The organism is Pseudomonas sp. MWU13-2100, from assembly GCF_023242365.1.
Classification (GTDB): domain Bacteria; phylum Pseudomonadota; class Gammaproteobacteria; order Pseudomonadales; family Pseudomonadaceae; genus Aquipseudomonas.
The window spans coordinates 1-970 of the sequence record NZ_JALLIX010000121.1; the positions used below are offsets into that span (position 1 = coordinate 1).

At 66.4% G+C, this 970-nt stretch carries 1 protein-coding gene; it reads left to right on the forward strand.

Translation table 11 applies throughout. The features are described from left to right. Positions 1–970 (forward strand): PAAR domain-containing protein (locus M5B99_RS29615; RefSeq protein WP_248807458.1); only part of this gene is annotated, 970 nt, incomplete at both ends.

The following is a 970-nucleotide window of genomic DNA, read 5'->3' on the forward strand; positions in this document are numbered from 1 at the left end:
TGGGCGATGGACTGTCCCATACCTCGATGATGGCCGATATCCTCGGCGGCGTGCTGGAGGTGGCGGCCAATGTGGCGATTACCGCCCTGGCCACCGCCGCCGTGGTTGCCGCCACCGGGATCACGCTCGCCACCGGCGGGCTGGGCGCCTGTGTGCTGGGCGCGGTGGTCGGGGTCATTGTCGGCGTGGCGATGAGCAAGACCGGTGCCGACAAGGGCCTGAGCAAGATGTGCGAGGACATCGGCAACAGCCTTTTTCCGCCCACGGTGCAGGCCAATATCCTCAGCGGCTCCACCAATACCCTGATCAACTCGATTCCCGCTGCCCGCGCTGCCGGTGCGGTGCCGTCCCATGTCGCCCCGGCGGGTACGCCCGAGAGCGAAGAAGCACTACCCGCTGAAGGTGACAAGGCCGAGGGACCGGGCTTCCTCGATATGGCCAAGGGCTTTTTCTCGCAGATGTGGCGGCCCACGGTGGCGACACCGGCACCCGGTGCGGTGCCCAAACCGCTGGACTTGGTGACCTGCATGAAGCATCCGCCGATGCCGCCGCAGTTTCTTGCCGAAGGGTCGGAGAAGGTCAGTATCAACGGTCAGCCCGCCGTGCGCAGTGGCGATCGCAGCACCTGCGATGCCACCGTGGTTTCGGCCGGACTGATCTCACCCAACGTGACCATTGGCGGCGGTTCGGTGGTGGTGCGCGAGATTCGCAGCGGCAAGACCCCCGGCGTTGGTCTGGCGATCACCGCGCTGCTGATGCTCAAGGGCAGCAAGGGCAAGTTCCTCAGCAACCTGCCGTGCATGCTGCTGGCCGGGGTCAACTCCTTCGTCACCAGCCAGGCCATCGGTGCGCTGACCAACGCTATCGCGGGTTCGCCGAATCCGGTGCATGCCGCGACGGGCGCCAAGGTGCTGGGCAGCGAGGACGAGCTGGACTTTGTCCTGCCCGGCATCCTGCCCATCGACTGGCA